Raw genomic sequence first — 23,620 nt, 5'->3', positions numbered from 1 at the left:
ATATTTACCTTATCAAGCCTCACAGACTCAAATCCATCAGTGAATTTCACAGCATCTTCCAGTTGCCAAAACCTGAGCATCCGCTCATCAGTTTGGTAGATTATGCCGAACTGGTGGCTGCGAAGAAGCATAGTGAAGTCAACACCATCGTGGCCGACTACTATTCGATTTCGGTAAAGCGCGATCTGCGGGAAAAGATGCGATATGGGCAGCAAAGCTATGATTTTGATGACGGCGTCATGTATTTTATGGCGCCGGGACAGGTACTACAAACCACTCCGGTGGTAGATGATATGCAGCCTAAACCTTCCGGATGGATACTTTTGATACATCCGGACTTTCTATGGAACACGCCTTTGGCTGCAGCTATAAAGCGGCATGAGTTTTTCAATTATTCGGTAAATGAGGCCCTGTTCCTTTCTGAAAAAGAGGAACTGGTGCTGCATAACCTAATCCAGAATATCCGCCAGGAGTACCAGGCCAATATAGACCGCTTTAGCCAGAGCATCATCATTTCGCAGATCGAAACACTGCTGAATTATTCGGAGCGGTTTTACCAGCGGCAGTTCATCACCCGGAAAATAGCGAATCATCAGGTGCTGGACCGTGTGGATAAATTGCTGACGGATTATTTTGCGAATGATACTCTTAGTCAAAAAGGACTACCTTCCGTTCAGTATGTTGCGGATGCTTTAAATATATCGGCCAGCTACCTGAGCGGACTGCTGAAGGTATTGACCGGTCAGAGTACCCAGCAGCATATTCATGATAAGCTGATTGAAAAGGCCAAAGAAAAACTCTCTACAACTGACCTTTCAGTGAGCGAGATCGCTTATGGATTGGGCTTTGAGCACCCTCAGTCCTTTAGCAAGTTATTTAAGACCAAAACCAGTTTGTCCCCTTTGGAGTTCAGAGCTTCATTCGCCTAGACTGGGCTGCTCCCTACCATCTGCCATGCCTTTCTTTAAATGTTGTTCGCAGATAACCGGCAGTCCCTAAAACCGGTAAAAAGACAACTATAAAAATCCAGACGATCTTACTCATCAATGTCAGGGACTTATTTTTAAGAACCTGAACAAGGCCATAAATCATATAGCCCAGTAAAAACAGAATGAGGACCGTATAAATCATTTTTTATATTTGCAATATGCGAAAATTAATTCTAGGACTGGCCATTACACTGGACGGATACATTGAAGGACCTAACGGAGAATATGACTGGTGCTTTACCGATCAGGACTACAGTCTCAACGAATTTTACGAACGCATAGATGCCATGTTTATCGGTCGCAAGAGCTATGAAACGCTGCAGCAGTATGCAGAAAGCGCCAATGGCGAAGGTATCCCTGGAATGCCTCCTCTGACGGAATATGTATTTTCTACAACCATGACTTCAGTAAAAGAGGGCGCCATACTGATATCTGAAGACAGCATAGCCGAGGCCAGAAGAATAAAGAATTTGCCAGGCAAAGATATCTGGTTATTTGGCGGCGCCTCACTCACTGATGCACTGGCTAAAGAAGGGCTGGTAGATGAATTGTGGTTATCTGTACATCCCATCCTGCTAGGCAGTGGTAAGTTGCTGTTTCGCGAGCAGGAATCCAGGACTAAACTTACCCTTCTGGAAAGCAAGACTTATGAAACCGGACTGGTGTCACTGCGTTACCGCATAGAACATGACTAGTTCAAAAAACGTGTAATCAGCCCGTCGCTTATTGCAACCGGGCTTTGAAAAATGCAGAAGTTTCATTGATGACCAGGTCCCAGTTGCCCGCTTTTGAAAAGCCATGATCGGCACCGGCAACTTCTACTCTTTTGTTCGTCACGCCCTTTTCGGTCAGTATCTGGGTAAACTTGTCGTACTCAGTTTTGCTTCCGTCTGGAAGATCACCAACGTTGTTAAATTCAGGACGAATGTTGATGGTTGCTAATGCCTTACCCTGGATGCCCAGCCACATCGGACTGGCCGCCATATAAGCCAATATATTTGCTTGCACAGGCTCTGCACCCACTGCACGGTAGATAACCTCTACGATCCTGGGATCAAGCAGTTTCACTTCTGATTCATCCTGAAAAGCAAAATTAGTAGCCCCAGCCCAGTTAGCAGCGACTTTAACCCTGCCCCCGGTATTTTTATCTCCATATGCATAAAGTAAAGCTAAGGTTGCACCTGCGCTATGCCCAGCTACAGCCCATTTATCACTGCTCATCCTCCATTCACTGCTTTTAGCCGCAGCGAGGTTAACGGCCGCCTGAATGTCGTTCAACTGATCTGCAATTTTTACCGGACTAGGCTTATGTACTATAGGGTTGCTAAGCACACCATCTATATTCACCAATCGGTAATTGACATTAAGTACCACAAAACCTTGCGCAGACAATTGTTGTGCCCTTGCAGAAACATCGGCTTTATCGCCAGCTACAAATCCACCTCCATGCAGCATCACTACCACTGGCGTTTGTTCATTACGACCTTCCGGCAGGTAGGCATCCATTTTTTGCGCTGGGTCATCACCAAAACTGATATTGGTGATGACCTGTGCTTCGGTGGTCAATTTCTTGTCTTTCTTGCAGGAAGTCAGTACCAAAAAGGCACATAAAGTAAAATAAACAGCTAAGCTTTTCATAGGGATATTTTTATTAACTAAAACAAAAACCGTTCCGCTATCATCGTCAAGGCGAATAGTGAATTTACTCCTCCTGATGGTAATACACCTTGTAATAATTCATACGCTTACCATCATCAAAGCCATTCTCAATCAATTCCTTATCGCCATGAATATAAATATGGAAGTTCTTATCCAGTTTGAGTACACTCTTATAAGCCTTGGCCTGCTTCTTGACCGCCTTTTCTGAGATGTCGAAACTATCAGGTATTGGTGTGTCCAATCCTTCGTCGAAAGCCTGCTTATAGGTTTTAAAGGCTGCGATCCCTTCATCATTGGCAATCACCTGCTGCGAGAATTCTTCGATATCAAAACTTTCCTTTTCCTTGAAATAATGAAAAGATTTATTCAGTAAATCGATCTGATCAGCCCTGGTGATGTCGAACTCCTGAGGGATTTGCTCTACGATGAAATTCTTGGCCATCAATAGCAGGTCAGTTGTATTGTTCACGAAATCTGCTTTTTGCCTGTTGCCGATAAACTTGTTTTGCCAATAGTCGGTTTCAGCCGTACTGTTGTCTATGATCAGCAAGGTATAAGGCTCTTCAGTAAAGAGAATAAGCACTGCCTTTTCAGGCTTCTTAGCCCCGATGCCCTTGCGTAGCGAATGAGTTAGACTGCTGGAGGTCAGATCGGTCTCTACAAAGGACTGCTTGTCTTCAAATTTAAAGATGCCCAGACCTTCATAAAAGTTTTCATTCAGCTTGATGTCATCGAACCTGGCTACGAACACGTCACCGTCCTTGATGTTGGCATTGTCGCTCACCGACATGAGGTGATCAAAGATTTTCTTGGAAAGCTCTATGAAGTTACCGTTCTCACGGATTTGCTTCGATAGGCTAAACAGTACATTGAAATTAAGGTCTATGGTATGGTGAAATTCCTGCGAGGAAACGTTATTGGTGAACGGCTTCAAGAACATATTTTTCAATACATCCGACAGGGTTTCATCACTCAGGTCGAAAACTTCTTCTCCCGCACGGGCCTGACTCTCCACATAGCTCACCCTATGCATCATCACCTTCTTTAAAAAAACATCAGTTATTTCTATCATTCTTTATCAATTGTGTTCAGTGTTGTTATAGCGGATTCACAAGATCCTTCGCTGCGCTCTGGATGACAAAAAGCGTAACAGCGTAACGCAACAGTCGCCGCAATTACCAGCGCAACAACGGCGACAAAAATAGCAAATAAGATTACAGAAAATCAGGTGAATTAAAACTCTCTCTCTGGCTTCAAAAAATGATAACTTTTACCCTTAGGATTTGGGCCATACTGATTATCCCCTATCTGTCCATCAGCAAAAAGCATCCACAAACCATAAAATGGGATGATCTGAAACCAGCCGCTATTGCCTCTGTCGTGGCATCGCTTAGCACGCTGAGTAATCATAAAAAGAATGATTGGGGCGTATGCGATTATAGCAATCGTAAGATGAATGGGGTCATCCGGAAGTTTATTTTTAAAAGTTATAGGAAGTCCGAAATTAAACATAGGAACGACTCTGCCAGGGCCTACAACCCCCAGCGATACCAATATGACATCCACCACCGCACTGTAGCCATAGTATATCACCCAGCTGTACCAATACTCTAGCCTGCGGATACGGCCATGAAATGAAAAAGGATTTTTAAACATAAGAGGTTAATTACATTATTAAAAAAGAGCTATATCAAAACAAGATTGACAAAGCCAACTCCAACAAAAATAACAATTAAAGCTACAATTGCTGCCTGATAATTTTGGCTTCAGTCGAAACCAGGAAGCTTTTTCTTTTTGCTATCCTTACTTTGCGTATACTTTTATTGATCCCTTCATGGGTTCTCCGGTAGTATTCAGTTGCAGGTATCTTACCTTGCGGCCCAATACTTCCGCACCAGTCATATAGGTCGTGAGGCTGATCTCATTCCCATCTGGATTGATCACCCCGGCTTCTTTCCATTCGGTCCCATTTACAGATACTTTTACAGTGATGGTATTTTTATTATTGTAAACCCCAATTCCGGTTACATTATAAATCTTTTTTAAATCTAAAATATGCTGTCCCTTCTTCCACTCAGCAGCGGCAATTTCTGCATCTTTTACCACTGCCCCATATTCCGGCCCCTCAAATACTGAATTATTTGCATTGCTCAATACCCCACTAACAGGCTTTTTCATGTCCAGTTCAATTATTGTTGCAATCTCATCTGGTTGGGCCGGAGCGGTAAACTGCCACTCATTGTTCGCAAGAACAAACTTCACCTGGCCCGCTGCATTCAAAAATTTCGCTTTTAATATGCCATTGCCCGGTATGGCCGGCAAGGTGATTTTACCATCTTTCCAATCGTAAACATACAAATAGACTTTACTGCCCGAATAAGTTGCACCACCCCATTTCCCAGGCATCCAAGGACCACCTTTGGTATCATAAAAAGCATTACCATACTTCTTTAACCACTCGCCCATGCTGAGCAACAGCGCTTTCTGGGTAGGATTAAACCTACCGTCCCAATGTGCACCCCAACTCATCAGTACATTACCATTGCCTTGAGCACAAGAGAAAAGCTCACGAAGCAGGTCTTTTTTTGATTTGTTAGGTACAGGTGAATATGCCCAGTTGTCGTTTAAGGTCAGTGCACTTTCCCAGGCTCTCTTTTGATAGCGCCCTACTTGTTGCTCTGGTGTATCAAAATCGCCGGGAACACTTGCTCTGTTGTTGATGATAATTCCGGGCTGCAATTTACGCATCATGCCGGTTAAGTTCTCCGCATCCCACATGTCGGCAGTAAACATGCCACCCCACCATGCTGCATCAAACCAGAAAATATCGACCTTGCCATATTTTGTCAACAGTTCAGTTACTACATTCTTCTGGTACTCCAGATATTTCTTGTGCGTAGCGCCCGCAATTGCATTCCCTCCCTTCAGTGATTTCCATACCACTCCATTTTTTGTGTTTACTGCCCTTGAAGTATCTACAGGGGCATAATCCGGATGATGCCAGTCCCGCTGTGAATAGTAAAATCCGAATGGCATATTGGCGGCATGACAGGCATCGGCTATTTCCTTTAGATAGTCGCGCCCAAAGGGGGTATTGGTAATTTTGAAATCTGAAAATTTGGTATCCCACATATGAAAGCCATCGTGGTGTTTTGCTATCACCACAACGTACTTCATGCCTGCATCTTTGGCAATCTGTACCCATTCCCTGGCATTAAAATTTTCCAGCTTAAATTTAGAAGGCCATTTTGTCCATACGCTATCCGGGTAAGCTCCATGTCCCTCATCCGGTGCTTTGTAATTTTTGACGATCGGCCAGCTGATGTCCTTTTCAACGTAGGCTGATAAACCAAAGTGAATAAACATACCATAGCGGGCCTCGGTAAACCATTTCATTTGTTGCGGACTGGCAAATGTACTTGCATTCCACTGTTCCTTTGTAAAAGGCTGGTATTTATAAGCCGATTGTTTAGGAACATTATCGGTATTCAATACGGACCACTGCCCTTGTGCGGTTGTGAAAAGCAGACTCAAAAATGCAGTTGCGACATAGAAAAACTTTTTCATATTCTTGTTTGATTTGGTGTAATCGAATCTATTGTGATTTTTTAAAGCAAGAAATAGATTATTACATTATTACGATGGAGTAAACGATTATTAAGATGAGCATCCATCCCGGAAATTACCTGAATTAAAATGCTGATCGATATACTTTGGCATATTATTAGTTATTTTAGCGACAACTTTAGCTTTAACAATCGAGAATACCTTATGTCGCAAAATAACAATCCAATACCTGCGAACGAGATGGAGAGATTAATCCATTTGTCCGATCTTGACATCGACTACAGCAGTTTATCTGACAATTTTAAAGACCTTACACATTTGGCGGCAAAGGTGGCCGGCACTGAAATCTCTCTTGTGAACCTCATTGATTCCTACACGCAATGGACCATAGGCAACCACGGGCTCGACGTAGATCAGACCCCAAGGGAAGATACCGTTTGCCAGTACACAATCATGAGCGACGATCAGCTGGAAGTGCCTGACTTAACCGCCGACGAGCGTTTCAATAAAAAGGACTTCGTAAATGATCCGATGTCGCTCCGCTATTATTTTGGCATTCCGTTGAAGGATAGAGAAGGAATAAATATCGGTGCCTTATGCGTGATGGATACGAAGTTCAAAACAATGAGCCCTGAAAAAATAGAATTGCTGAAGATCATTGCTGGTGAAATTGTAAACAGGCTGAAAAGTTATAAAGCGATGGACGACCTGAAAAGTCAGGTAAATGAGGCCAATGAATCCAAGAAAAAAGTAGCGCATGACATCCGCGGCCCGCTTGCAGGCATCATTGGCTTGTCGCAGATCATCAGTGAACAGGGCAAAAGCGCAAATATCGACGAGGTAATGGATTTTATCAACCTGATCCACAGCGGCAGCAAGTCCATTCTTGATCTTGCGGATGAAATTCTAAGCGAGGATAAAGAAGTAGTAAATCAACACAGCAACACGCAATTCCATCTGAGCAGTTTTAGGGACAAACTAAAGGAACTTTATGGCCCGCAGGCCATCTCCAAACAATTGCAACTGCAGTTTAATGTAAACCAGGAGACTCAATACATCCCCTTTTCGAAAAATAAACTCCTGCAGATCACCGGAAACCTGATCTCCAATGCCATTAAATTTACCCCGGTCGGCGGCAAGGTAACCGTGGGCCTGGACCTGATCGTGAAGTCTGATAAGAATGTGCTGAGCATTTCAGTTTCAGATAACGGAGTTGGTATCAGCAAGGATGAAATAGCCAGTATACTTGAAGGAAACAGCCATACCACAAAAGGCACCAGCGGCGAAAAAGGCTATGGATTCGGACTTTCATTGGTAAAACACCTGATAGAAAAGCTGGAGGGACAACTGGAAATCCGTTCGGAGCTTAATCAGGGAACTACTTTTGAGGTGTATCTCCCTCAGAATAATTCATAATTTTGTTACCTTTAATTGATCAACCCTAATGTAATTAATGATGCGCTTAAGATTCCTTCTTTCCCTGATATGCTTATTGTTTTCTTTCGGATTATCGCAGGCTCAGGAACAAAATGTCAGTTCTGATGATTTGTTTACCACAGCGCGTAAGGCTGCTTTTGACCAGAAGGATTATCCCACAGCAATTTCATTGAGCAAACAGGCCTTGGCTAAAAGTCCTGATTATGCGGATATCAGGATATTTCTGGGCAGACTGTATACCTGGACAAAACAACCCGACAGCGCAAGACAGGCTTTTAATCTCGTGCTCAGTAAACAGCCGGACAATGCTGATGCCGCTCTGGCACTTGGCAGTCTGGAATTTTGGGAAGACAACTCTGAAAAGGCCCTGGAGCATGTAAACTCTGGGTTAAAATACCATAGTGATGCCAAGGACCTGCTGCTGCTAAAAGCCAAGATCCTGAATGACCTTAAAAGGTGGCCCGAAGCCAATATTGAAATAGAAAAGGTGATTAAAGTCGATCCGAATATGACTGAGGCGAGAACGCTGGCAGCCAGGATCAGGGAAAACTCCGCGAAAAACAAGATCGGCGTATCTTATGATTTTATCCATTTCGACAAACAGTTTGATGACCCATGGCATCTGCTGAGTGTAGACTATAGCCGTCAGACTAAGATAGGTTCTATCATCGGCCGGGTTAATTATGGTAATCGATTCAATACCAGCGGGCTTCAGTTTGAGGTTGATGCTTATCCCCGCATTTCCAATACTTTTCAGGCTTACATCAGTGGTGGATATTCCAACGACGTGGGGGTTTTCCCTCACTACAGGGCTGGTTTTTCGCTCTACGCCAATTTACCAGCCAGCTTTGAAGCAGAAGCGGGCTTCCGTTACCTTACCTTCGGTGAATCTACCTGGATCTATACCGCCTCGGTAGGTAAATATTATAAAAGCTTTTGGTTTAATTTCCGGACTTTCCTCACACCTTCCAGTGATGCGGTTTCACAGTCGTTTGCGCTGACCACCCGCTATTATTATGGTGGTGCCGATGATTATTTCAGTTTACGGCTGGGCACCGGACTTTCTCCGGATGATCCTCAAAACAATATCCTGATAGGAAATTCAAACTACAAACTCAGGTCGAACAACGCTACCCTGGGCTATAGAAAGGCTTTCAAATCCCTAAATATTCTCTTTGTAAACATGGGCATCGACAATCAGGAATATAAGCTGAATACTAAAGGAACGCAGATTGATCTTGGAATAGGATACATCAGACGCTTTTAAACCATGCCTAGGAAAACAAAGTTAAGGACCGTACTGGTTGTCATTCTGGCAATTCCGCTGATCATGTGGCTGGTCTGGCTGTGTACGCCTAAAACTAAAATGGTTGCCGCTATCATCGACAAAACGGTTTTAACAACGCAGGGACAGGAACACATTTCGCTGACCTGGATCCTCAATCATCAAAAAATTACCAAGACCAGCACCAAACCCTATAAAATTGCCAATGACTATTACGGCTTTTTTCCGCTGGACAATGAAAAATTCCGGCTGAAGGGACTGGAAAGGTTTAGCGCCGACCAGCTGCAACAGCTAAGTGAAGATGCCGATATGGTTTACTTTACAGATACTTACGGCATCTATAAGAATGAATGGTACGCCCAGGCCAACAATACTGAAAGGTCTGGAATGATATACGGCGGCATGAGCAGCCAGGACATTGAACTGTTGAAACTGATGAAGGCAAAGCGTAAACTGATCATCACGGAATTCAACAGCATCGGCAGTCCTACGCATGTAGATACCCGCCATAGGTTCGAAAGTCTGTTTGCAATGCGCTGGACCGGCTGGACAGGGCGTTTTTTTGAAAACCTGGACAGCGCAAAAAACAAGGAGTTACCCAGGTGGCTGATTCGAAATTACAAACGGGACAACAATAACCAATGGCCTTTTAAGAAATCCGGGGTTGCTTTTGTAAATGACCACGATCAGGTAGTGATCCTGGAAGACAGCACCGACCTTAAAGATCCTATGCCCCATATTACCAGCACTGCTTACGGACAGGAAAACTTCGGGCTGCCCGCAAGAATCAAGTATGCTTTTTGGTTTGATGTGATCCAGCCGGACCTTAAAACCAATACCCAGGTAGCCAGCTTTAACATAGATGTGAATGCCAGGGGCCGTAAACTGTTAGCAAAACACAACCTGCCTGCTGTTTTTCCGGCAGTAATCATGCACAAAGACAGGGATTACAGGTTCTATTATTTTTCGGGTGACTTTTGCGACAATCCGATCAGCATGGGTACGTCCTATTTTAAAGGGATCACTTTCTTTAAATGGCTGTTTTACAACACTGCCGACCCGATGGAACGATCGAGCTTTTTCTGGAACTTTTACAAACCTATGGTCACCAAAATACTGGACGAAGAAAAAGAATTTAAAGGGAAATAGCTATTTACCAGGTAAACGGTATTTACTTAAAATGGAATCGGGCAGAATCCCCGCTCCATTTCCAATACCTGCATTCCGTCGTTTAAAGTTTTCGAACGCACTCTTCAGCTGATTGTACATCGCCTGGTCTTGCACCGGTTCCTCCTCCATATTTTGCGTCATTTTATACAGAGAAGTACCATTGAGGTGATATTCTCCCATTACAAAATCAATAATGTCTGTTTTGGTTTGCATGAGCGGGTATTTATGGATGTTCCGGAAGCTTCTGGTAGTGTCCAGCCCCTCTCCCATCCAGCTGGCATCATCGGGTGCATTGAGTTTGTAATTGGCTTTAAGAAAGGCCAGCAAACTCGGTGTAATGTCAAAATGAGTAGAAATTGAGGCAAACTGGGCGGTGCGCTTCAACAACGGAGAATAAATGATGAGCGGCACATGGTACCTATCTATCTTATTACTCATCGGTATTTCAGGAATCCTATGGTCGCCGGTAATGATGAATATGGTATTCGCAAAATCTTTACGCTGCCTATAGCTGTTGAAAAATCCCCGCAACGCATCGTCGGCATACAAAATTGAAGAGTATTGCAACTTATAATTTCTGTAGGTATCCTTTTTAGGATTTTCAAATCCGAGTTCATCCATCCGCTGCTCAAACTTTTTAGTGTACTTACCCTGATCATTGATCAGGAAGGGGTTGTGTGTAGACACAGTGAGCAGTACGTTTAACTCCGGAGATTTAGATTCTTCACCCGGCCTTGTATTTAAATAGTACCTGAAGAGCTCCTTATCGTCGTATCCCCAGCTAAATCCATTGGCGGCCGGCAATCTCATATATCCCTGCGGGAATGACTTGATGTCTTTGACCTCATCAACCTGGTTCTTCTTCAAAAAGACCGACATGTTATCGAAAGCAGCATCACCGCCATAGTAGAAAGAAGTTTTATACCCGTTGAATTTCAATAAACTGTACAGGGAAGCATGTTCCGGCATTTTATCGCCAAGTTCCAGGAATCCATTCTTTGAGAAGGGCAGAGAGCCCATTAGAGAGGGCAGCACTGCGAATGTACGTCCGCCTTCGCTCAGAAAATTCTTCCAATACAGACTTTTACCTGCCAGGGAATCAAGAAATGGAGTGAAATTGCCGAGATAGGCACCCTCGTTCGTAAATGCTCTTCCTAATCCCTCTACCAGAATAATAACGACATTGGGTTTGGTGGCAGGGACATTAAAAAATGGTGTAAGTACATCCTGATCCTCTAACTTTCTAAAAAACGGATATTTATCACCACCAATATATTTAAATGAGGTGGATACCATTTTAGCATCCCCATAGTCGCCAATATAGGCATCTGCATAAATGTCTTCTTCTTCGTCTTCCGGAAAAAAATGGCTGTAAGAACTCCCAAAGAAAAAGTCTGTCTTATTGAGTGCAAGGTTATTTGCAAAATCTGATTTATAGGGCTTCCCCTGTAGCAGTCCGGACAAGCCGGTGATCAGAAAGAGAAGGGACAGTCCAGGTAGTAAAAATGCAACCCACAGGGGCATCCTGATTTTACCAGGCAGGAACTTTAAGCCGGCAACAAGCAGGGCCAGCAGCACGATAAAGCCCAAAACCAGCTGGACACTCATGGCCCCGGAGGCACCGACGGTCTGTTTGATATCGGCAATTGAGTATCCGTAAATATCTGCGCCAAGTGGCACCAATGAAGTATTGAAGTACTGGACCAGTCCGATCTGAATGATGATCATCAGCACAATAAAAACCTTAAACACTATTTTAGATAGTTTTAGAGACCCCAGAGCAATTAGCAGGAAAATCACATATTCGAAAATCAGCCATTTGAGCCAAAACACGACATCTGTCACCACTGCCCAGAAAAGAAATCCAGGTACATTTTCCGGAAATTCATGGGTGATGCCGTTTAGCAAAACTTCAAAAACCCTGACAAGGATCAAAGCAGCGAGCCAGACTAAAGCGAGCTGGATAAAAGTTTGCGTGGCTGATTTAAGGCGGTTCATCATGCTCAAGTTTGTTTTTTTGTGAAACCTTGTCTGGTCATTTCACCCCAGGAATTCTTTTTCCTCAACAGGTCTATGTTGCCCTGAACGGCGGACCACACTACAAACGGATGGAAGATAAAAGGTTCCAGAAATGCCGTCAGGATGAGCATCAGCAGGTCTTTATTGCTTTTATATTGATTGTAGGTGAGTACTTCCATAAGTATGGCAAACACCGAATAAAGAAATCCGAAGCTGAAGACAAAGAGCAGCAGGCCGATAAAAAAGTTCCACTGGATCAAACCAAGTACAGCAAAAACGAGAAAGCTCAGGAAACCGAAAAACTCAACAATCGGAGCCAGAAATTCAAAGAAAAACCAGTAGGGATAACTCACCATTCCCAGACGGCCGTATTTTGGGTTAAAAAACATGACCTTATGGAACTGTAGGGTTTCTATAGTGCCCCTGGTCCAGCGGTTTCTTTGTCTGCCTAGGATTTTAAAAGATGCAGGGGCTTCTGTCCAGCACAGGGGATCGGGAATAAAACTCACCCGGTAAGGAACCTTTTGTTCTTCCATATACCTGCGCATCCTCACCACCAGTTCCATGTCCTCTCCTACGGTAGCATGGTTGTATCCTCCGCATTTGATCACGATATCCTTATCGAACGCTCCGAAAGCACCGGAAATGAGCAGCAGACCATTTAAACGACTCCATGCCATTCTGCCCAACAGGAAAGCCCTGATGTACTCTAAAGTCTGTACCCTCGGCAGGAACTGTTTGGGCAGGTTTACCTTTACCAGGCGGCCGTTTTCTACGATGCAACTGTTGGCTATGCGGATTACGCCACCGGTAGCAATGACTCTGGCCTTCGTCTCTTCGAGGAATGGCTTGGCCAGCTTGAGCAAGGCATCCTGCTCCAGGATACAATCCACATCAATACAAACGATATAATCGTTTTGCGCAATGTTTACTCCAACATTTAAAGCATCTGCCTTTCCGCCATTTTGTTTGTCGACAACGATCAGCTTTTTATAGACAGCCTTCCTGCTTTTGTAAACACCGAGAACTTCTTTCGTAGGGATCCGGTTGTTGACAAAAAAATCTGCTTTATAGAGATCGTAAGCACTGATTAGTTTGGCCAGGGAATCGTCCTTACTCCCATCATTGATGATGATTACCTCCAGATTGTTGTAATTGATAGACAACAACGACCGCACATTCTCTATGACATTAGCACCTTCGTTATATGCGGGGGCCAGAATGCTAATGCTTGGCGCCTGCGTCGAACTGGCAAGTACCCTGTAATCCGTAAAACTGTTTTTGCGAAGGTAGGTCCGGATTTCACCAATTGAGTAAGCACCGATGAACATATAGCAGGACAGCAGCACTACTGAATAAAACAACAGGCTGTAGGTAAAAAAATCAAGTAGGATCGACTGCCAGCTCATCGTTTTATTTCACTTTTAATTTGAGTAAGCATTTCATTCAAAGGGTAAACTTGTGATTGAGGGTCATTCTCCAACAATTCCAAACCAGCCTCACTAATGTTTGCCATTGCACGGACAACTTCCAGTTTCATTTCAAAATCTTCTGTGCATAAAAGCGTTTGCAGCTTTGGCAGGTCAGCATCGTCACCAATTTTTTTTACCGCTTTCAAAATGGCAAATTGGTTTTCATGCGCTTCCTGGCTGAACTTATCCAATAACTTTTTTGAGGTGTCTTCTGTAAAGATGTCTATCAGCGTATATACAGCCTGTATTCTTACGTTAGGTTCTGGATGTTCAAGACAATTGACGATATCATTGTAAAGCTCAAAATGATGGTAATTACGTACTAGTTTCAGGGCAAATGCGACAACACTTGGATTGTCAGATTTGAGCCAATTGTCGATTCCGCTAAGGTTTACGTGAGGAACCGCAGATAGTTCATTTAGCAATTTCATCTGTTGCCATTCCGAGATCCGGTAAGAGATCAAATCAAGAAAACGAAGTCCTTCAAATCCGGAAAGATTGAGTACAGCGATCTGGGCTTCCGCTCTGACCAGTTCATTTTTGTCATCCGTAAACCTGTATATTTTTTTGAGGTACTCTTTAAGCTCCATAGTACCAATTTGCTGGATTCCCCGCGCCATGAGGTGCCACTTCCCGCTGTCTATCAACTTAATCGCATAAGTATCCAGATTGAGCTGTGTGTACAGCTTTTTGAGGTTTTGTCCAGCCTGACCGGACATGTTCTTTTTTGCAGCGGTAATTTTTTTGGCCAACCGGTTTCTAAACCTGACATTTGCCAGATTGGCTTTAAGACGCGAAGTAACAGGAATCAATTGTGTTTCGATATGACCATCCTCATGAAAAAAAATGGCCTTTCTAAGCAATAGATCCATCATATTATTCCATTTAGCGTATTTCACTCTCCACTTATTCCTGACCAGCAAGTAGATTGTCATGAAAAGAATCAGAAATATTGAGGCACCTAAAAAGAACAATAGAAGTGCTTCAAAAAAAATCATCTGGCTGACACAAGTGAAAACCTTTTTATCCTCACAGACAGTTCACTCGGACTGAAAGGTTTCGTGATAAAATCATCAGCTCCCAGACGGAATGCCTCCAACACAATATCTTCCTGACCCATAGCAGAAAGCACAATAATAGGAGTCTGATGTTTCTCTCTCAGCGCAGCCACCACTTCCAGGCCTGAGAAATAAGGCATCATTATATCAGAAATCACCAAGTCAGGAAGAAACTCATCTATTTTTTCCAAAGCTTCTTTGCCGTCTCTGGCGAGGATAACCTGATGGCCATCTTTCTTTAAACGGAATTCCAAAGTCCTGAGCATGAGCTCATCATCTTCAGCTATTAAAATCTTCATATATTAGTGGTAAGGGATGTTATAACTAATAATTTAAAAACGCACGATTATTACGTCTAAGGTAAGTTTTTTTAATAAAACATGCTAGTAATTGTTTTAATGAAGATGGCAGGAACGATGATATTTTGAACACACCCTGTACTGGTGATCAGTTAGGCTCAAAAACTGTATTTCCGAATATATCTTTTTTATACTTGCCAATAACCTTCCCGTTTTCATCTGTTATTTCCAGATTGCCGAAGATGTCTTTTTTGTAGACTCTTTTCTTACCATTCTCACCTTCTTCTGTGACATTTCCGAATATGTCTTTCTTGACAGACCCTATGGTTTGACCCCGTTCGTCCCTGATTTCCAGATTGCCAAAGATGTCCTTTCTATATTCTTTTTTCTTACCATTCTCGCCTTCAACCGTCACATTCCCAAATATATCCTTCTTCACAGACCCTATGGTTTGCCCCCGTTCGTCTCTGATTTCCAGGTTACCGAAGATGTCCTTTCTATATTCTTTTTTCTTACCATTCTCGCCTTCAACCGTCACATTCCCAAATACATCCTTCTTCACAGACCCTATGGTTTGCCCCCGTTCATCTCTTATTTCCAGGTTACCGAAGATATCTTTTCTATATTCCCTCTTCTTACCAGATTCGAATTCTTCGGTATAGTTGCCAAAAATATCCTTCTTTAAAGTAGCAATGTTGATCCCGAAATTGTCCTTGATAAGTAGGTTTCCGAAATTGTCCCGCTCATGGGTGATTTTCTTTTCCGGACATTCAACCCGGTTGATCTGTTTGAGAATATCCTGCTCAAAACTACTGAGCTCCTGACTAAAGCCGAAATACGGCGCAATCAGCATCGATGCGATCGATAAATAACCTTTTCATAATTTTTCATTTGTGTGTAAATGAATATACCGAAAAGGCATGCCGTTCTTAATATTGCATCAAAAATATTGCAATGAAAGGTTTAGTTTTTCTCATTGGACTCGTCGAAATGATCGAACTCATAATATAATCCTTTTGGGTTTGGACCATATTCATTATCGCCAATGTCTCCATCTGCAAACAGCATCCACAAACCATAGAATGGAATGAGTTGGAACCAGCCGCTATTGCCCCTGTCATGGCAACGTTTTGCTCCCTGGGCGATCATCAGCCAGATTGCAGGACTTGCCACAATATAGAAATACAGGGTTTCTTTAGGGTCCTGAAAGTTATTTTTTACTACACCTGATAACATCAGAAGAACCATTGCGATGATTATGTAAGCAAAATACATGATATAACTTAGTCCGTATTCAAGTCTACGGATACGACCATCAAAAGAAAAAGGATTCTGGAACATATGTTAATTTAAATTTTCTGCCTGTATCCTGGAATGCAGGGCTACAAGAGCGTTCATCAAATCTTGGCATTTTTACCGGCATCGCCAAAAATATTTGCAGTTATTCCTACCTAAACAATAAATCTTTCCTAGCGTCGAGATGACGAAGAGCCAAAAAACTATGATCCTGACCTATTATTGTTGTTATAGCTCTTTTTCAAGAGCCATTTCCAGCTCCCGCATTCCACCATTTGCTTTTTTTGTATTGAATACAATTTCCCCAGCTCTATTGATTAAAAAATGCGTAGGAAGGTATTGTACCGAATAAAGCGGACTTACTACTCTAAATTGCTTATTGATGTTATCTGGAATATAAATCCATTCTTTAGGGGAGTTTTTAGTGTACGCCATCCATTCAGAAAGTTTTTCATCACTACTTACGTATACTAATTTTAAGCCTTTGCTTTTGTACTTGCCGTACAAAGCCTTTAGTTCAGGTAATTGCTTTCTACATGGCCCACACCAGGATGCGGTAAACACTATTAAGTATACCTCTCCTTTCAAGGAAGCATTACTGAATTGAGTTTTATCATTTGTTAGCGTAGTAAATATTGGAGCTTTTTTCCCATTTTGACTAGCGAAATCGTTAGCAATCTTTTTTGATTCCTTTTCGTAAAGATATTTTCCAAAAGAAGAACTCCTCAGATCTTCACCCAACCGATCATAAGTGTCAAGAATTAAGTCAGAATAGCTAAGAGAGCCGGCAAACCTAGTGATATGTACCAGACTCCACAGACTATAGAAATTATCAGGGTATTCTTCCAATACTTTAAAATAACTAAGGGTTCTGCGATCCACCACCCTACCCTCCAAGGATATGCTATCTTTCAGAGGTATTTTATTTACACTATCCAGTCGGATCCTGATTACGTCTGACACAGAATTTAAAACCTTTATTTTCGCAGGAGCATTCGTAAAATCAATTTTATGTTCGTTAAAACCTGAATCTAATGCCAACTTAAAATTAGCTTTCTTTTCCCCGGCCAAAATATCTAAAGAAGCAGTAGTCGATGGATATTCCATATCTCCAGCAAAGCTATAACGCCCGTTAACAATATTAGCAGTGTAGGTTTTTAATGGCTTCATGGTAGTTTCAAGTATCTTCAGCTGCACCTTTCCCCCTTCATATCCTGTTATCACACCTGATACTTTGAATTTGATTTGAGCATTCGATTCGATGCCGGCTACCAACATCAAAAGTATAAGTGACTGCACTATTTTTGAAAGATTTTTCATGTTTAAGTGTTTACATTAAAGCTCCAAGCCATAACTCTCTTATAAAAGAGATTCATGAGTATCCTTTTAGTCTATTATTGTATATAATTTTTTAAGCTCCTTTTCAATATCACCGAGTCCCGGATCAGTTTTATCAGAATTGTATACAATTTCACCCGCTTTATTAATCATGAAGACTGAGGGTATAGCATCCACACCGAATAACTTAGAGATTTTTGAATTTCTTGGCTTCAACCTTTCAGAGACGTTTATCCAATCGAGTTTTTTTGAGGATATATGTTTTTGCCATCTCCCAATATCATCATCATCGTTAAAATACACCACTTTTAACCCCTTACCCTTATATACTGAATATAGTTTTTTTAACTTTGGCAATTGTTCCTGACAGGGTCCGCACCAAGTTGCACAGAATACAATTAAATAATTTTGACCATGGAGTGAACTGTTTGTAAAAACTTTCCCCTTATCATCCTTCACGTTAAAAATCAAGACCTTGTCGCCCACTCTATTTGATTTCCGGGCGTTAATGTATAGCGTTCTTTCTTCCTGAATTTGCTTACCCAAGAGGGAGTGTCTAAGTTCTTCACTAAAACCCGCCAGGGTATCCAAAATAGTTTGTGACCATTTCATCGTTCCATCCACGACGTGACTCACTTTGTACAATGAAAGTAGTGCAGAAAAGTTATTCTTGTAGCGACTCAAATAAGAAATTGTTTCCTGATACATTTTTCTGTTGGCTTCTTCAGATAAGACACGGCTTCTATTTCCTCTATTAAGGGCTTTCGTCGCTTCAAACTTTGCATGCATTATGCTGTCTATACCTCTCAGAATTTGATTACTTATAGTACTATGATTAGATAGTTTTAAAGAAGCCGATTCAGGGATCAGTTCCAAATTAACTTTTTGTTTCCCGGAATCAAGTACAAATTTGTTTGCCATACTTCTGCCTGCATCTTTTAGCACTAAAGACACAATCATCGCCGGTTGATTCAGTTTTCTTTTAAATTGAACAGCGCCATTTTTAACGATAGCAGAATCACGTCTAACTACTCTAAGTCCCAAATTATCAAAAGAGTTTAAATAAAGCTTCTTGCCGCTTAATGAGGAGTTGATAAATTGGATATCATAAACATATTGCCCATCGCCGTTATATGGTGAGCTTTGACAAACTGCTAGAACAGGGATCAATGTACTGATCAAAACCAGCATAAGTATCAGATATGATGAGCGTTTCATAAAATAAATATAACTAATCTTTGATTATCCTTTCAATTTGATTTGCCAACTCTTTATCAGTAGGTCTTGGTGCATTTTTAGTCACAATATTACCGGCTTTATCGATCAAAACATATCTCGGTATAGATTCAATCTTCAGGCTTTTAGCAAGTTCTGATTTGAAGTTATCCATCACCAAATAGCTGGACGACAGGCCGAGCTGATCATTCGAGCTTTTCCAGGCGGGAACCTGGGTATCCATAGATAAATAGATAAAAGCTACCGGTTGACCGGCAAACCGTGTTTTCAATTTATTAGAATATGGAATATCAGCGATACAAGCTGAACACCAACTAGCCCAAAAATCAAGTAGTATTACTTTTCCTTTGTTTTTCTCAAGCAAAGATTTAAGGGAGATCATTTTATCATCGGATTGTAGAAGCGACATCCCATCTTTAGTTACCTCATTTTTATGTTTTTCAATCTTTGTTAAATAGTCACTAAATTCTTTATGCCTATTATCCTTCAAAAACTGCTTTAAAATAACTTCATAGCCATTGCCCTGGTATTCCATTAGATCTTTTACCAATATAAATGTTGCAAAGTCGGCAGTTTTGCCTTGGAGTGAAATCCTAAGATCCTTATATATTTCGGTCACAGGATTTTCCTTGTGAATTTTCTTAAGAATTCTCAGATAATCTGAAACAGCTGTTTGATAGGAAGGAATAAAAAAGCAGCTATCGCAATTCAATTCTGCTACCTTTCGCTGGAGTTGCTGTTGATTTAGAAAATTAGGATCTTTAGTAAATTTGCCTTTAATAACCGATAGCCTAAAACCTATATTGTCATAGTAAAAATATTTCGCAACTATGGTTTTGAATTTTTCGGAGACCTGATGTTGCTTATCATATTCTGTCAGGAATTTCATTCGCTCACTATACTCCAGATTTCCGTATTCCATTGCCCTTGTGGTATCCTTTAATTTGTTGATGATAGCAATGCGATATAACATAGGAATTAAGGATGGTTTTAAATTCCCGCCAGTTATCTTTAAATTCTTGGAAAGTATCTTATCTGCCATCAACCTGGACTCCGGACTCAGGCTAAAGGTTTTTAATGCGTCAAAAAAGTCTAATTCATGATTACGGATGGAATCAGTTGAATTACTTTGAAAATTCAAGAAATCGCCCGTCTGACCTTTGATGTTGATTTTCTCACCTGGATAGATTAAATAATAAGTCTGATTGGCAGTCGGATCTTTCAAAAATAACGGCAATTCTGATTTGATCTTCAAATGTTTAATTTTACCGCCTTCGATATTAAAATCATGCTGAATACTATTTCCATATAGATCAAAATATGATAAGAATATATTTTTCGTAATAAATCCATTTGAATCAATGGTTAAATAGATGTCATTGTCTTTGGCAACATCAGGACCGGGCACTGATGTCTTATTGCTTTTACCAGGTTTACAAGCTAAGAACATACAAAGGACAAACAGATAAGCTATAGTTTTCATAAAAAGTTAATGTAATTAGACTTGCGTCATTATCAATGAAACTGATATTTAAATACCGCTACTGCTTTTGAAGAATCATTGATGCTTTCATAATGAAAGAGAGCATACCACCCATCTTTTATCGGCAAGTAATGTCCCCAGCCCAAATACTTTTTAACCTCGGCTTTATTTTTAAAATCAGATAGCTTTAACCCTATATAACTTACCCCGTCTATTTTGAATTTCTTATCATTTGTGTCGATGTACTTTACTTTACCCTTTTCGGTGACAATATGAAAGTCAATACCGTCTACTTTAAGGAAAGACCCTGGGTGAATACCTGAAGGGATAAAACCACCACTGTTTGGCGTAGCATTCGGCCATGATTCATTTAATTGTGGTAATGTCTGTGCAGATGAATTAAATGCAGGGATTAACATCAGGTAAAGACCTATGGCAAAAATTAGATGTGATAAGCGTTTCATACACTAAATATAACGAAATTCCGGAAACAATTTATTCTTATGCTACAGCGTCTATAGAATGACCCGCGAGCGGATAAAATCTACTTCTTCATTAACTTATACTGCCCCCAAAAATCAGTAACACTATCTAAAGACCTTAGATCAACACCCCCTTCAGTAAGATATGACCCGCCACCTTGTACTACCACGGGATTGTGATATTCATACATAGGTGGGCCGGGCAGCTTTATATTATAATAAACAAACTGAATATCAGCGGGGTTACCAAGATATTTTATCGGCACTGCCAACTCGTAGCTATACGAATATTTGCTTTCTAACCGTCTGCCAATCTTTATATCATATTGATTGTAAATGGAGATTAGAGGATCTTCTATTTCTTCGATACCTGAAACCTTGATCAACCTTAAGTCCTCCAGTTTTTTCGCCTGCCAGTTAGTCAAGAGTGAATCACTGCGCTTTTTAAAAGCTGCTTGTTTATCGTTATTTGGTCCATTAGATACTCCTTCGGGAAGACTTTTTAAGGCCTTGTCGTAGTCTGCTCTACTTACAAAGGGATACAGAACTGAAACGCTACCCTTTTCTTTTTTGTGCAGCACGTTGATAGAAAAAGATAATCCGCCGTTTATTATTTTTTTTATAATCAAAGAATTGGTACAATGAACGACCAGATAAATGTTATCCTCATCATTAGCAATCGTATAAAATAGAGTAACCCTATCATTAAATGCTTGGAGTTTACCTCCCCACTCATCAATTTTACCATCAATTTTTACAGTACCTGGCACTCTCATCCCCGTTTCCTGAACATTTGGCAATTTTTGAGCACAACAAGGAGCTAAAAACAGCCCCAAGATTAAGAACTGAACAATGGTTTTATTTAGAATTTCATTTATTTTCATTTTCCGCGGTTAAAGTGCCTTAAATAAGAGCTATCATTCTATATCAGATGTTTAGCCTATCATTACCAAAACACGCTATTTGGCTTTTTTATTTAGTAATTCTGCTATCATCAATTCCAGCGTTCTTTCATTACCTTTATGGGTACGGAAATTAGAGAACACTACGTTCCCTTCCTGATCAATTAGGTAATTAGTGGGTGCTCCGCTCCAGTCAATATTACCTCTATCCCACAGTGGATTGTCCTTCAAAGGTATAAATGTACATCCTGAGTCCTTAATATAAGGAAGTACTAAGGCATCTTCTTCGGGCGTGGTATTGATTCCTATATAAGCGACCTGATCTCTGTTAAATTTCTTCAACACAGATTCGAAATAAGGGAATTCAGCCCTGCAAGGCCCACAGCTAGGAAACCAATAGGTCAACAATACCACCTTACCTTTAAAATCTTCTAGAGCAACTTTTTTGGAGGTTTCATAATGTAAAAGAGAAAATGGCGTAGCCTTTTTTACTCCCTTATACCGGATTGCATTTACATCTGTATAAACCTGATTACTATCCTTTCCTATTTTCCGGGCGTACTTAAACATGATGTCACTAAACAAGTCTGAAGGTTGCCTGCTGTAGTAGTTCATCACACTGTCATAGGATAAACTGGTACGTCCTGCCATATCGTTGGCTTCTGCTTTTAATAAAAACAGATGATCCGCAGCTCCAATGCTTACTGCACTAAAATTATCCTTCAATTTTATATTATTAAAAGCGAGCAATGCGGCGTCAGGCTGCTTCTCATTTAACAGTTGTTTGGCCTCAATGAATTGACGGGCTACTTTCGTATAAAACTTCCATCGCAGTGTATTGTTCGTAAAAGTTTTAAAGTCCATTGTTAATGAAACTTCCAGGGCCTCTCTATATTCGCTATTGTTGATTAACAAAGCAAAATAATCAAATATAGCGCCCCGAAATGTAGTAGCGTGTTTAGATTTAAATAATTGATTGTAATAAGCCCGTTTGATATCCTTATTATCAGTATAAAGACTTAATTCCCATAATGCCTGACCTGCTTGTAAAGAATCAGGGTAGCGCTTAGCAACTTCTATATAAAGAGAATCGGATTTCATCTTATCTACACTTTGTAATGCACTTATGTAGCGCATGCGGTAATCCAGATTTTTAGGCGCTTTATCCATTGCTTTCTTCAGATATCCTATTTTAATAGAATCACTTGTAGTTAGGTATGATGTTTCATAGAGCTTGATCCATACTTCAGCCCAGTCCGGCCTAAGGCTTAAAGCCTTCTCAAAGTAGTCCTTTGCCTTGATGTGATAAACCTTCTTCAGAAAGCCGCCAAAAGCAAAAGGGATGACAGCTGATTTAGGGTATTTCTTACCTAACTGGCTATACTTTGAAATCAACTGTACCGTGTCTTTCGCCGAAAATAAATCCAGATAATCCTGATGCAAGGAGAGATTATCCGGATCTGATTCAATAGCCTTCAGAAGTCTGGTCTTTTCATTGGGTTCAGCAGGATTTACACGCGAGATATTTTGACAAACTGCCAATTTGGGAACCAAGGCACCGATCAGAATCAGTGTAAGTATTAAATATGAGGAGCGTTTCATATACTGAATATAAGAAATTCCGGAAACAATTTTATTTTATCTTTTACTAACTTCTTAATTAATACCGGATTCACTACCTTCACCATTTATCATCACATCACCAAAACGCTAAAAATGGAAATACTATTCCTGATACCTATTTTACTTTATCTTACGGGATTTCTTGGATTCATCTTCATATGCTATGGCATCTACAGAATGAACATAGAACAGAAAAAAACAAACATGCTGCTGAAAAGGATATACGAACACCAGGGCGGCAAGTTGCTGGACTATGAAATCGATGAATTGAAAAAGTAAAGCGATCCCGTCCTATTTGAACGGGA

General features: G+C 41.1%; 23 protein-coding genes. 6 read left to right on the top strand and 17 right to left on the bottom strand.

Translation table 11 applies throughout. The features are described from left to right. The first annotated feature begins 62 nt into the window (after nt 1-62). Nucleotides 63-929 carry a helix-turn-helix transcriptional regulator gene (locus tag R2Q78_RS16775; RefSeq protein WP_316793696.1) on the top strand — a complete coding sequence of 289 codons (867 nt, stop codon included), beginning with the start codon at nt 63-65 and terminating at the stop codon, nt 927-929. A 13-nt stretch (nt 930-942) separates the two neighbouring features. On the opposite strand, the gene R2Q78_RS21915 is transcribed toward R2Q78_RS16775, so the two are convergent. Beyond that, on the bottom strand, nt 943-1,092 hold the full coding sequence (locus R2Q78_RS21915; RefSeq protein WP_410478495.1) for a PLDc N-terminal domain-containing protein: 150 nt from the start codon (nt 1,090-1,092) through the stop codon (nt 943-945). A 55-nt stretch (nt 1,093-1,147) separates the two neighbouring features. Here R2Q78_RS21915 and R2Q78_RS16770 point away from each other — a divergent pair, with 55 nt between their 5' ends. Beyond that, entirely contained in the window at nt 1,148-1,684 is a 537-nt protein-coding gene (locus tag R2Q78_RS16770; RefSeq protein ID WP_316793695.1) for a dihydrofolate reductase family protein, read from the top strand. A 28-nt stretch (nt 1,685-1,712) separates the two neighbouring features. Here the strand turns inward: R2Q78_RS16770 and R2Q78_RS16765 are convergent, their stop codons facing one another. From R2Q78_RS16765 to R2Q78_RS16750, 4 genes are all read right to left on the bottom strand, one after another. Beyond that, nucleotides 1,713-2,627, bottom strand: a complete 915-nt coding sequence (locus R2Q78_RS16765) for an alpha/beta hydrolase (RefSeq protein ID WP_316793694.1) — start codon at nt 2,625-2,627, stop codon at nt 1,713-1,715. Between the two features lie 64 nt (nt 2,628-2,691). Further along, entirely contained in the window at nt 2,692-3,720 is a 1,029-nt protein-coding gene (locus R2Q78_RS16760; RefSeq protein WP_316793693.1) for a nucleoid-associated protein, read from the bottom strand. 161 nt (nt 3,721-3,881) lie between these two features. Beyond that, complete coding sequence (locus tag R2Q78_RS16755; RefSeq protein WP_316793692.1) at nt 3,882-4,304, bottom strand: DUF805 domain-containing protein; 423 nt, start codon at nt 4,302-4,304, stop codon at nt 3,882-3,884. 147 nt (nt 4,305-4,451) lie between these two features. Continuing rightward, on the bottom strand, nt 4,452-6,215 hold the full coding sequence (locus tag R2Q78_RS16750; protein ID WP_316793691.1) for an alpha-L-fucosidase: 1,764 nt from the start codon (nt 6,213-6,215) through the stop codon (nt 4,452-4,454). A 240-nt stretch (nt 6,216-6,455) separates the two neighbouring features. Here R2Q78_RS16750 and R2Q78_RS16745 point away from each other — a divergent pair, with 240 nt between their 5' ends. Genes R2Q78_RS16745 through R2Q78_RS16735 form a run of 3 tightly spaced genes read left to right on the top strand, consistent with a single transcriptional unit; the run spans nt 6,456 to nt 10,086 of the window. Then, nucleotides 6,456-7,631, top strand: a complete 1,176-nt coding sequence (locus R2Q78_RS16745) for a GAF domain-containing sensor histidine kinase (RefSeq protein WP_316793690.1) — start codon at nt 6,456-6,458, stop codon at nt 7,629-7,631. A gap of 37 nt (nt 7,632-7,668) precedes the next feature. Next, nucleotides 7,669-8,919: a YaiO family outer membrane beta-barrel protein gene (locus R2Q78_RS16740; RefSeq protein WP_316793689.1), complete on the top strand. Its 1,251-nt coding sequence runs from the start codon at nt 7,669-7,671 to the stop codon at nt 8,917-8,919. Nucleotides 8,920-8,922: 3 nt separating this feature from the next. Next, a complete protein-coding gene (locus R2Q78_RS16735; RefSeq protein WP_316793688.1) occupies nt 8,923-10,086 on the top strand; it encodes a hypothetical protein in 1,164 nt (387 codons plus the stop codon). Here R2Q78_RS16735 and R2Q78_RS16730 read toward each other — a convergent pair whose 3' ends face one another. The 12 genes from R2Q78_RS16730 to R2Q78_RS16675 form a co-directional block, all read right to left on the bottom strand. Then, a complete protein-coding gene (locus R2Q78_RS16730; RefSeq protein ID WP_316793687.1) occupies nt 10,087-12,108 on the bottom strand; it encodes an LTA synthase family protein in 2,022 nt (673 codons plus the stop codon). 2 nt (nt 12,109-12,110) lie between these two features. Beyond that, nucleotides 12,111-13,535 carry a glycosyltransferase gene (locus R2Q78_RS16725; RefSeq protein ID WP_316793686.1) on the bottom strand — a complete coding sequence of 475 codons (1,425 nt, stop codon included), beginning with the start codon at nt 13,533-13,535 and terminating at the stop codon, nt 12,111-12,113. Next, nucleotides 13,532-14,473, bottom strand: coding sequence for a HEAT repeat domain-containing protein (locus R2Q78_RS16720; RefSeq protein ID WP_316793685.1), 942 nt, complete (start codon nt 14,471-14,473; stop codon nt 13,532-13,534). Before R2Q78_RS16720 ends, R2Q78_RS16725 begins: the two co-directional genes overlap by 4 nt. A 119-nt stretch (nt 14,474-14,592) precedes the next feature. Continuing rightward, nucleotides 14,593-14,955, bottom strand: a complete 363-nt coding sequence (locus R2Q78_RS16715; protein WP_316793684.1) for a response regulator — start codon at nt 14,953-14,955, stop codon at nt 14,593-14,595. 148 nt (nt 14,956-15,103) lie between these two features. Then, entirely contained in the window at nt 15,104-15,808 is a 705-nt protein-coding gene (locus tag R2Q78_RS16710) for a hypothetical protein (RefSeq protein WP_316793683.1), read from the bottom strand. A gap of 110 nt (nt 15,809-15,918) precedes the next feature. Next, on the bottom strand, nt 15,919-16,296 hold the full coding sequence (locus tag R2Q78_RS16705; protein ID WP_316793682.1) for a DUF805 domain-containing protein: 378 nt from the start codon (nt 16,294-16,296) through the stop codon (nt 15,919-15,921). A 183-nt stretch (nt 16,297-16,479) separates the two neighbouring features. Next, the gene (locus R2Q78_RS16700) at nt 16,480-17,571 is read right to left on the bottom strand and encodes a TlpA disulfide reductase family protein (protein ID WP_316793681.1); all 1,092 of its coding nucleotides are present in this window, start codon (nt 17,569-17,571) and stop codon (nt 16,480-16,482) included. Nucleotides 17,572-17,637: 66 nt separating this feature from the next. Continuing rightward, complete coding sequence (locus R2Q78_RS16695) at nt 17,638-18,807, bottom strand: TlpA disulfide reductase family protein (protein WP_316793680.1); 1,170 nt, start codon at nt 18,805-18,807, stop codon at nt 17,638-17,640. Nucleotides 18,808-18,820: 13 nt separating this feature from the next. Continuing rightward, nucleotides 18,821-20,308, bottom strand: a complete 1,488-nt coding sequence (locus R2Q78_RS16690; RefSeq protein ID WP_316793679.1) for a TlpA disulfide reductase family protein — start codon at nt 20,306-20,308, stop codon at nt 18,821-18,823. A gap of 32 nt (nt 20,309-20,340) precedes the next feature. Further along, nucleotides 20,341-20,772, bottom strand: coding sequence for a hypothetical protein (locus tag R2Q78_RS16685; protein WP_316793678.1), 432 nt, complete (start codon nt 20,770-20,772; stop codon nt 20,341-20,343). Nucleotides 20,773-20,852: 80 nt separating this feature from the next. Next, nucleotides 20,853-21,674 (bottom strand): hypothetical protein, encoded by an 822-nt coding sequence (locus tag R2Q78_RS16680; protein ID WP_316793677.1) that lies wholly within the window; start codon nt 21,672-21,674, stop codon nt 20,853-20,855. Nucleotides 21,675-21,749: 75 nt separating this feature from the next. Then, nucleotides 21,750-23,294 (bottom strand): redoxin domain-containing protein, encoded by a 1,545-nt coding sequence (locus R2Q78_RS16675; protein ID WP_316793676.1) that lies wholly within the window; start codon nt 23,292-23,294, stop codon nt 21,750-21,752. A 114-nt stretch (nt 23,295-23,408) separates the two neighbouring features. Between R2Q78_RS16675 and R2Q78_RS16670 the strand changes: the two genes are divergently transcribed. Further along, nucleotides 23,409-23,594: a hypothetical protein gene (locus R2Q78_RS16670; protein WP_316793675.1), complete on the top strand. Its 186-nt coding sequence runs from the start codon at nt 23,409-23,411 to the stop codon at nt 23,592-23,594. Nucleotides 23,595-23,620: the final 26 nt, after the last annotated feature.

Source organism: Pedobacter frigoris, assembly GCF_032678645.1.
Classification (GTDB): domain Bacteria; phylum Bacteroidota; class Bacteroidia; order Sphingobacteriales; family Sphingobacteriaceae; genus Pedobacter; species Pedobacter frigoris_A.
This window is presented reverse-complemented; position numbering and strand designations above follow the sequence as displayed.

What these genes read in the sequence shown, in the direction of transcription:
- R2Q78_RS21915 (WP_410478495.1), bottom strand. Translation starts at nt 1,092, where the DNA reads ATGATTTATGGCCTTGTTCAGGTTCTTAAAAATAAGTCCCTGACATTG.
- R2Q78_RS16770 (WP_316793695.1), top strand. Translation starts at nt 1,148, where the DNA reads ATGCGAAAATTAATTCTAGGACTGGCCATTACACTGGACGGATACATT.
- R2Q78_RS16765 (WP_316793694.1), bottom strand. Translation starts at nt 2,627, where the DNA reads ATGAAAAGCTTAGCTGTTTATTTTACTTTATGTGCCTTTTTGGTACTG.
- R2Q78_RS16760 (WP_316793693.1), bottom strand. Translation starts at nt 3,720, where the DNA reads ATGATAGAAATAACTGATGTTTTTTTAAAGAAGGTGATGATGCATAGG.
- R2Q78_RS16755 (WP_316793692.1), bottom strand. Translation starts at nt 4,304, where the DNA reads ATGTTTAAAAATCCTTTTTCATTTCATGGCCGTATCCGCAGGCTAGAG.
- R2Q78_RS16750 (WP_316793691.1), bottom strand. Translation starts at nt 6,215, where the DNA reads ATGAAAAAGTTTTTCTATGTCGCAACTGCATTTTTGAGTCTGCTTTTC.
- R2Q78_RS16745 (WP_316793690.1), top strand. Translation starts at nt 6,456, where the DNA reads ATGGAGAGATTAATCCATTTGTCCGATCTTGACATCGACTACAGCAGT.
- R2Q78_RS16740 (WP_316793689.1), top strand. Translation starts at nt 7,669, where the DNA reads ATGATGCGCTTAAGATTCCTTCTTTCCCTGATATGCTTATTGTTTTCT.
- R2Q78_RS16735 (WP_316793688.1), top strand. Translation starts at nt 8,923, where the DNA reads ATGCCTAGGAAAACAAAGTTAAGGACCGTACTGGTTGTCATTCTGGCA.
- R2Q78_RS16730 (WP_316793687.1), bottom strand. Translation starts at nt 12,108, where the DNA reads ATGATGAACCGCCTTAAATCAGCCACGCAAACTTTTATCCAGCTCGCT.
- R2Q78_RS16725 (WP_316793686.1), bottom strand. Translation starts at nt 13,535, where the DNA reads ATGAGCTGGCAGTCGATCCTACTTGATTTTTTTACCTACAGCCTGTTG.
- R2Q78_RS16720 (WP_316793685.1), bottom strand. Translation starts at nt 14,473, where the DNA reads ATGATGGATCTATTGCTTAGAAAGGCCATTTTTTTTCATGAGGATGGT.
- R2Q78_RS16715 (WP_316793684.1), bottom strand. Translation starts at nt 14,955, where the DNA reads ATGAAGATTTTAATAGCTGAAGATGATGAGCTCATGCTCAGGACTTTG.
- R2Q78_RS16710 (WP_316793683.1), bottom strand. Translation starts at nt 15,808, where the DNA reads ATGCTGATTGCGCCGTATTTCGGCTTTAGTCAGGAGCTCAGTAGTTTT.
- R2Q78_RS16705 (WP_316793682.1), bottom strand. Translation starts at nt 16,296, where the DNA reads ATGTTCCAGAATCCTTTTTCTTTTGATGGTCGTATCCGTAGACTTGAA.
- R2Q78_RS16700 (WP_316793681.1), bottom strand. Translation starts at nt 17,571, where the DNA reads ATGAAAAATCTTTCAAAAATAGTGCAGTCACTTATACTTTTGATGTTG.
- R2Q78_RS16695 (WP_316793680.1), bottom strand. Translation starts at nt 18,807, where the DNA reads ATGAAACGCTCATCATATCTGATACTTATGCTGGTTTTGATCAGTACA.
- R2Q78_RS16690 (WP_316793679.1), bottom strand. Translation starts at nt 20,308, where the DNA reads ATGAAAACTATAGCTTATCTGTTTGTCCTTTGTATGTTCTTAGCTTGT.
- R2Q78_RS16685 (WP_316793678.1), bottom strand. Translation starts at nt 20,772, where the DNA reads ATGAAACGCTTATCACATCTAATTTTTGCCATAGGTCTTTACCTGATG.
- R2Q78_RS16680 (WP_316793677.1), bottom strand. Translation starts at nt 21,674, where the DNA reads ATGAAAATAAATGAAATTCTAAATAAAACCATTGTTCAGTTCTTAATC.
- R2Q78_RS16675 (WP_316793676.1), bottom strand. Translation starts at nt 23,294, where the DNA reads ATGAAACGCTCCTCATATTTAATACTTACACTGATTCTGATCGGTGCC.
- R2Q78_RS16670 (WP_316793675.1), top strand. Translation starts at nt 23,409, where the DNA reads ATGGAAATACTATTCCTGATACCTATTTTACTTTATCTTACGGGATTT.